Below are 6,890 nucleotides of genomic sequence, written 5' to 3'. Positions count from 1 at the left end.
GGACCGGTCTCGCTCAACCCTGGCAAATTGCAGGAAATTGAGCGTAATAAATTGGCCGCTTAAACGCGGTCATTTGGACAACTGGGTTGAAAATCGCCGCTCCTGGCAAAGCCACTGGGATAACCTGATCACCATCTTCGAGTACCCGCCGGCGATCCGGAAGGTGATCTATACCACCAATGCCATTGAGTCGCTGAACAGCGTGATCCGCAAAGCGACCAAGCGCCGGAAGCTGTTCCCAAGTGATGATTCGGCCCTGAAAGTGGCCTTCCTGGCGATCCAGCAGGCCTCAAAGAAATGGACCATGCCGATCCGTGATTGGAAGCCGGCATTGAATCGCTTTATTATCGAATTCGGTGACCGCCTGGACGGCCACCTGTAATGGGGTGGGCAGTTACACAGATTTATTTACAGGCTCCTTCACAACGAGTGTGCTCAAGGTGGCGCGATAACCGCGCCACCGTTATTCCGAGCCAATAAACTGAACAATAGCCATCTTTCTCTCGTGGTTCTTCAGCCAATCCCTGACTTCTACGGCCTTTGCGGTATCGCTTTCCCCAACCAGCCTCTTCAAACGGTCGACTTTTTTGCTCTCCATTTTTTCATCCCGCACCTTTCGCTGCCATTGGTCGGTAAAGACCTTGGGAAGTTTGTGTGCCAGCTCGAGGGATTTGAGCAACGTCCATTCGCTGCCATCCAGCCAGGCCTCATCACAGAAACCGCAAAGATCAATACGGTTCTTGTGCTCGCTGGATACCGAGTACTTGGTCATCAGCTTGCTGCACTTGGGGCAGGAGAGGGCGGTTTTAGCATCGTTCTCGACGGTTACATCTGCATCAAAGTGATCGCTCTGCTCGACGGGCTCATTTCTTTCCGCCCAGTCGCGGTAGTAGAGCAGTGACAGAGAGGCGCCGTCACAGCCTGGACAACCCATAACAGGGAGGCCATCCTCAATTTTGGTGGGTTTCAGGTCAGTGGTTCTGCATTTGGGGCATTTCATGGTCATTCCTTTTTTGATGAAAGCCAGTCTGAGAGGCTGCCAATGTTAATCTTGTCTCGCACCACGGCGGGGAAATATCACCCGATAAACCGCGCGCCATACCACCGAATCCAGGGGAGCATACCGCAACGCCTGAGCAACCGCGCCCCAGGCCGTCGCAGAGTCTCCTACTGATGCAAAATGACGGGCTTTCCGGCAATAGAAGCGTGCCAGACCCCAGCGGATGTCACCGGGTTCGAGCGTGCTTCCGTACTCCTCGATAAAATCACGAATGATCGCTTCGTTGGCAGCAAATCGGCGTTCTTTGTCGCTGGAAATTTGATCTGCCATCACCCGGTAATAGCCCCAATACTCGGGTACATAATGGAACGTAAACCGGGCTGAAAAACGCAGCCAGATGTCGTAATCGTCGGCAACGCCGTAACGGCCGGAAAACCCGCCCATGGTATCGAAACATTCCCGCCGCGCCATGACCGTGTTGATGCTCACGCTGTTGTCCACCAGCATCTGCCGGGCAATCCGCCCGGAGTAACGGCGCATATTCTTGCGGGACAACTCGCGGCCCTGTTCATCGATCATGATTTCATCACTGTGAAGCACGTCCACCTCCGGGTGAGCCCCCATCAGCGCCACTTGCCGCTCCAGCTTCTCTGGAACCCACAGGTCATCAGAATCGAGAAAACATATTAGCTCTCCCTGGGCGTACTGAAGCGCCAGATTCCGGGCAATGCTCTGGCCCTGGTTCTCCTGAAAATGGTAGTGGATGCGGTCATCATCCAGGTAACTGGCCAGACTCTCGCTGGTGCCATCCTGGGAGCCATCATCAACGATGATCAGCTCCCAGTGGGGATAAGACTGGGCCAACACAGACTCGACCGCTTGCGTGATGGTGCGCTTACGGTTGAAGGTGGGTGTGATGATGCTGACCAGAGGGGCTGACGCAGGCACAAGCTGTCCTTATTGGTGTCCATCGCGGGGCTGAGGTGCCGCAGGGGAGGCCGCGGAACTAAAGCGATGGGTCATGCTTGAGACTCTGCTGGAATTTGAACCAATAGATCAGTCACCCCGATATCCACCCCTGCCTGGAACAGCAACGTCGACACCTGCCCACGATGATGAGTTTGGTGGTTGAAGAAATGAAGCACCAGGCTCGAAAACCGCTTTTTTGCCGGAACCCCTTTGGTGTTGTGGTAGGTGAGAACTACATCCAGGTCTTCTTCGGTAAGCTGAGCTATCCAATCGATGATCTGTCGATCCAGCCAGATTCGATGCTCAGTTAAGCGCTCAATATCACCAAAGAGAACTTGGTCCAGGCTAGTCGGAGTATCAAGGCCCGTGACTCCTCGCAGCGATTCCTGGCACGACGGGTGGGTAGCAAAACGCTTGAGCCAGATGGTATCGCCAACGAGAATATGGTTCAGGGTGCCCAGGATCGAGCCAAAGAAAGCGCCGCGGTCTTTCGTTAATTCGTCGGCTGACAGCTTTCCCGCCGCCTCATAGACCTTTACGTTCATCCACTGATTGTATGCGGCGAGCAATTCAAAATGGTTTTTCACGTTAATTGGAATTCCGTTTCATTCAGAGTGCCAACTTTGCTGCATCAGGTTGCAACGCCCGTTATGACGAGTGGTCACTGCCACGCGCATTGGCAAGCGCCTTGAACTCGTTTTCCCGTCGCCGGTTTTGTGTTCGCAAGGTGGAGTGTGCCTACCGATGTGGGGAAGTGCAAAATGAATCTGATGGTTTGGTTCTGCATTGTTTAAAAGCTGCCTTCAACTTTATTAAGTATTGAGTCTCGACGGACGATGCCGAGCTGAAAGCGACTATCGTTAGCGTTAAAAGTGTTATCTCCGAGGAGGAAGTATTCTCCTTCTCTTGTTGTATATAGGTTTTTTGTATAATTTTTATTTTTCGCGATAGCCGATGCTGGCAAATAGTGCACCCCAGATTGAACAAGATTTTCCGGAAGTCTTACCATTTCGTCGTTGATATAGACTCCTTCCTTTTCTAGCCTTATTGTTTCGTTAGGAAGGCCAACAATTCTAAAAATCAATAAATTGAATTGCCGAGGGTTTTTTAATGCAACAACGTCCCAGCGTTTAGGTTCATAGCTAAACGAAGAAAGAATCCCAATCTCAATTTTTTGTCCGTCCTTTATCGTGGGTTCCATGGATGATCCGGTCTGAATGAACTCTCGCCCGGAGGTGGGCGCACTAAAAAGTACCATGATCATCAGAACTAAACTTACCCTCATTGATATTCCTTTGAGCAAATAACGATTGTCGTATGCCAGTCTGAGGAGTGGCCTCGCAGGCGCCAGTCTCCGTGCCTTCCGAGGTTACTGGCGCTTGAGCATTATTTAAAATGAAATTTAGATAACTAAAGATGGCTAGAGAAAATATCCTTAATTTTTTCCTTGCTCAAAAAATTGGATTCTATCTTGAATGTCTCATTATCATTGTTATTTTGGGTCATAAATACAGTAGACTTGTCTGGACCGATAAAGTAGAAAAAATCCTTATCGCTACCCGACCAGACTCCTGAATCCCTGTTTCTCATAAAAACATATCGAAATGAGTCAATGGCTCTGATATCACACCCAGCTTCATTTTTCCCTAAAACAGATCTAAAGAAGACTTCCGGGCTACAGCCACCTGTATTTATCTCTTTATCAAGGCTAAAACCAACGATATTCTTACCGGGCTCAACGCTGTACTTCGCGATTAAAATTTCGCTATCTGTTCCAAGGTATCCTATGAGTAGCGGGTTGTTCGGAACATAAAAATCAAGATTTCCATAAACCACGCGCAAACGACTTTCATCTGCGGTTAATGAGAAAGGAAAAAATAATATAAATAAAAAAATAAAAGCCTTTTTCATATTAAATACCCCACAATGCCGCGCGAATATGAGTTTTATAGTTTGCGGAAACCTGATCTCGACACATGTTGTAGAGCGAGGTATCTCCAGACATTATTCTCTGGCCAATCTTTACTATTTCTTTGATGATGTAATTAATGCTTGGGGTGTAAGTCGGTCTTGGTACTAAATCCATTGATGCAGTACATGACTGAGCTTCTGTGAGGGCTTCGTACATTACCTTTGCGGCGTGTTCGTTTACCGAGTGAGGCTGAGCTAAACCTTGCCAGAAAAAATTGATTACTGCAGCTACATATTCCCTGTCGTCTGATCTCATTCCCTTTTCCTTTTCGCAAATGACTCAATGGCATCATCCCGATGCCACGAAAATTCTATCAAGCCCGCTTAGTTAACTCCATAGATGAACCCTTAGCGGCGGCTGGGGGCAAACGGCACCGTCAACACAATCGCTTCACCTATCTCAGCAATTGCCGCATTCCGCTCTTCGAAGGAAGCCTCCGTCTGAGTCAGATACAGCGCCACAATGATAGGTTGGCGCTCAGGTGGCCAGATGACGGCCGTAATAGACCTCGACCCGAAACCTCCCGCCCCGGTTCGATCTGCGACAGTCCAGCCCTCTGGTACAGCAGCCCGAAAAAGCCCGTCCGCAACCTGGTTGCCCTCGAGCCAATCACGCAGTTGCTCTCTGGACGGTTCGGATAAGGCGTCACCCAACAGCAAGGTTTGAAGATTCCTGACCATCGCATTTGGCGTTGTGGTATCTCGGTTATCGCCTGGTAACGCTTCATTCAGTTCCGTTTCCCACCGGTCGAGACGCGTTACGTCGTCTCCCAAATGCCTCGCAAACGAGGTTACTGCTTCTGGCCCGCCCAATTCTCGTAAAACCAGATTTGCGGCCGTATTATCGCTCGTTGTCAGTGTGGCCTCGCAAAGATCAGACAGGGTCATCGCCTCACCATCAGCGTGCTTCTCTGTGATGGGGGAGTAGGTCACGAGATCGGATTCTGAAACATGCACCTTTCTGCCGAGGTTCACCTGTCCCCTATCGACCTGATGGAGCAGGGCGGCACAAGCCAGGGTTTTAAACGTGCTGGACATCGCAAACCGCTGATCAGCGTGATATTCCCACCTCTGGCCCGATTCCACGTCGTAAGCAGCAAAGCCAACATGGGCCTCCAGGTCGTCAGCGACTTTCTCGACAGTTTTAATCAGGGCGTTATGTTGGTCAGCAGCGGCAACTGAGGTGAACAGGGTAAGTAAAGTAGCTGCGATAAGCTTTTGAAATATCATCAACGGTTCAACCCTCATCATAGGCTATGTGTAGTGGTCAACGAATCCCGGGAAGTCCAGCATCCCGATGACCACATCGTTACACATTGATCGAGTACTTAAGGTCGCGAGCCTCATCTCCAGTCATACCACGAAAGCCCCAGCAGTGGGGCGGTTGTTCCTTGATCGTGATCTCAACATCCACGGGTGAGATGCCAATCACGGACTCAATCTTGCTGAAGAGCGCCTTGATCAGGGCTTTCTGGGTCTCGGGCGTTCGGCCCTGCATCATATTAATCTCGATGGCCGTGTAGGCGGGCGTCCGGCCCCCGGGGTAATAAAAGTCCTCGGGTTCCATGGGGATAAAACGATGAGCCCGCTTGTCTTCCGGCATACCGAGTACGGACTGCATACATCCGTGAATCACCTCGGAGAGCTGAGCCTTGATCGGATTAAGATGTTCTTTGATTCCATAGATGACTATCACGATGCCTCCTGCAATGTTTACGGATGTCCTTATCTCCCAAAACCAGTGGTAATGGGCGCACTACAACAATTTGTTGTGCAATGCCCAATCTTCGCATGTCATTCGATACACCCGCACCAGTCGGTTATGAAACTCTTGAAGCGCGTAGTCTCCGAACCCAACCTTCTCCGTTACCCTAACTGAGGCTGTATGCTCCGGCTCGATAATAACAATGACCGACTCACAGTGTTTTTTCCGGAAAGCATACCGGAGAACACCTTTGACAGCCTCTGTCGCATACCCATGATGCCAGAACCTGCGCGCCAGGCGATAACCCAGATTGATTTCTTCAACTTCGCCAACCAACTCCGGCCCAACGCCACAGAAGCCGATAAATTCGCCTGATTCTTTCTCATACAGAGCCCATGGCCCGATTCCATGAGAGGCGTAACACTCAAGGCACCAATCAACGAACTTTCGGGTAGCTTCTTCGTCGCAAACTCCACGAACGGAAAACTTCATGACTTCCGGATCACTGAGCATTGTGGTGAGCACCGGAATGTCTTGATGGGAGAGCTTTCTTACAACCAACCTCTCTGTTTCAAACAATGGCACTGATTTTTCCCTGTGCAGTCTCGTGGGGCCGGCGTTTGTTCTCGATGGGGGCAACTCGCACGTGATAAGTGGGAGAAACCAGCCCTTAATGCTCGAAAACCCGATCTCGATGAACATGGAGGCCCAATTTGCGCCGGAATGAGCGTAATCGAGCTTTTCATGGAATTGCCGTTACTTGCGAGCCAGATGCCGGATTCAGAAGGACATTTCTATTACGCTGATCCCTCTGGAGATGGATATGAGCGACGGCGGAAACTTGCCGAGGAGCTCTACCAATTGGGAGTATGGTAATGATTACATTGATGCTGCGCAAAGCTCTATATCCGGCGGCGTTGCTGCTGACTACGACCGTGCAAGCGTGGATCTTTTATATCTTCAGCCGGTTCATTGTTGCTGGGGAGGGTGTCGGGGTTTACGCAGTATTTTTGTACCTGATTGTTTTGGTTGTCAGTGCACTGTTATGGGCTGCGTCATATTACTATCAGCGGGGGAGGGCAAAGGCTGTGGTGTTTTGGGGCATCGCTTTGGCCCTGATGCCTATAATATTGGTTCAGTGCGTAAACCGCTGAAGGTTGCCACCCATTCCATGTGAAGCCTGCCACCCGGACCGGAGCAAGGCTGCCACCCATCGGAGCGTAGCGACGCGGGGTTTCTCTTCTT

General features: G+C 50.6%; 11 protein-coding genes. 2 read left to right on the top strand and 9 right to left on the bottom strand.

The window, feature by feature from the left end; genetic code table 11:
* The coding region (locus tag J122_RS19790) for a transposase (RefSeq protein ID WP_227510314.1) at window positions 1-382 on the top strand (382 nt) is incomplete at its 5' end.
* Between the two features lie 81 nt (window positions 383-463).
* Here the strand turns inward: J122_RS19790 and J122_RS19785 are convergent.
* From J122_RS19785 to J122_RS19745, 9 genes are all read right to left on the bottom strand, one after another.
* Window positions 464-1,000: a zf-TFIIB domain-containing protein gene (locus J122_RS19785; RefSeq protein ID WP_061333972.1), complete on the bottom strand. Its 537-nt coding sequence runs from the start codon at window positions 998-1,000 to the stop codon at window positions 464-466.
* A gap of 45 nt (window positions 1,001-1,045) precedes the next feature.
* The gene (locus J122_RS19780; protein WP_061333969.1) at window positions 1,046-1,948 is read right to left on the bottom strand and encodes a glycosyltransferase; all 903 of its coding nucleotides are present in this window, start codon (window positions 1,946-1,948) and stop codon (window positions 1,046-1,048) included.
* Between the two features lie 71 nt (window positions 1,949-2,019).
* On the bottom strand, window positions 2,020-2,562 hold the full coding sequence (locus tag J122_RS19775) for a DinB family protein (protein WP_061333966.1): 543 nt from the start codon (window positions 2,560-2,562) through the stop codon (window positions 2,020-2,022).
* A gap of 197 nt (window positions 2,563-2,759) precedes the next feature.
* The gene (gene lepB / locus J122_RS19770; protein ID WP_227510313.1) at window positions 2,760-3,233 is read right to left on the bottom strand and encodes a signal peptidase I; all 474 of its coding nucleotides are present in this window, start codon (window positions 3,231-3,233) and stop codon (window positions 2,760-2,762) included.
* 146 nt (window positions 3,234-3,379) lie between these two features.
* The gene (locus tag J122_RS19765) at window positions 3,380-3,880 is read right to left on the bottom strand and encodes a hypothetical protein (RefSeq protein WP_061333963.1); all 501 of its coding nucleotides are present in this window, start codon (window positions 3,878-3,880) and stop codon (window positions 3,380-3,382) included.
* Between the two features lies 1 nt (window position 3,881).
* Window positions 3,882-4,196, bottom strand: a complete 315-nt coding sequence (locus J122_RS19760) for a hypothetical protein (protein ID WP_061333961.1) — start codon at window positions 4,194-4,196, stop codon at window positions 3,882-3,884.
* A 92-nt stretch (window positions 4,197-4,288) separates the two neighbouring features.
* Window positions 4,289-5,170, bottom strand: a complete 882-nt coding sequence (bla, locus tag J122_RS19755; protein ID WP_061333978.1) for a class A beta-lactamase — start codon at window positions 5,168-5,170, stop codon at window positions 4,289-4,291.
* 79 nt (window positions 5,171-5,249) lie between these two features.
* Entirely contained in the window at window positions 5,250-5,636 is a 387-nt protein-coding gene (locus J122_RS19750) for a tautomerase family protein (protein ID WP_061333959.1), read from the bottom strand.
* A gap of 60 nt (window positions 5,637-5,696) precedes the next feature.
* A complete protein-coding gene (locus tag J122_RS19745) occupies window positions 5,697-6,230 on the bottom strand; it encodes a GNAT family N-acetyltransferase (protein WP_061333976.1) in 534 nt (177 codons plus the stop codon).
* A gap of 290 nt (window positions 6,231-6,520) precedes the next feature.
* Here J122_RS19745 and J122_RS19740 point away from each other — a divergent pair, with 290 nt between their 5' ends.
* Window positions 6,521-6,799 (top strand): hypothetical protein, encoded by a 279-nt coding sequence (locus tag J122_RS19740; RefSeq protein WP_061333957.1) that lies wholly within the window; start codon window positions 6,521-6,523, stop codon window positions 6,797-6,799.
* Window positions 6,800-6,890 lie beyond the last annotated feature (91 nt).

Origin of the sequence: Marinobacter excellens LAMA 842 (assembly GCF_001574445.1) — a bacterium.
Taxonomy (GTDB): domain Bacteria; phylum Pseudomonadota; class Gammaproteobacteria; order Pseudomonadales; family Oleiphilaceae; genus Marinobacter; species Marinobacter shengliensis.
The sequence above is the reverse complement of the archived record's forward strand: the minus strand, read 5'-3'. Positions and strand labels throughout refer to the sequence as shown.

Excerpts from the sequence above, each read along its gene's own strand:
- bla (WP_061333978.1), bottom strand. The coding sequence starts at position 5,170 with ATGATATTTCAAAAGCTTATCGCAGCTACTTTACTTACCCTGTTCACC.
- J122_RS19740 (WP_061333957.1), top strand. The coding sequence starts at position 6,521 with ATGATTACATTGATGCTGCGCAAAGCTCTATATCCGGCGGCGTTGCTG.
- J122_RS19760 (WP_061333961.1), bottom strand. The coding sequence starts at position 4,196 with ATGAGATCAGACGACAGGGAATATGTAGCTGCAGTAATCAATTTTTTC.
- J122_RS19765 (WP_061333963.1), bottom strand. The coding sequence starts at position 3,880 with ATGAAAAAGGCTTTTATTTTTTTATTTATATTATTTTTTCCTTTCTCA.
- lepB (WP_227510313.1), bottom strand. The coding sequence starts at position 3,233 with ATGATCATGGTACTTTTTAGTGCGCCCACCTCCGGGCGAGAGTTCATT.
- J122_RS19785 (WP_061333972.1), bottom strand. The coding sequence starts at position 1,000 with ATGAAATGCCCCAAATGCAGAACCACTGACCTGAAACCCACCAAAATT.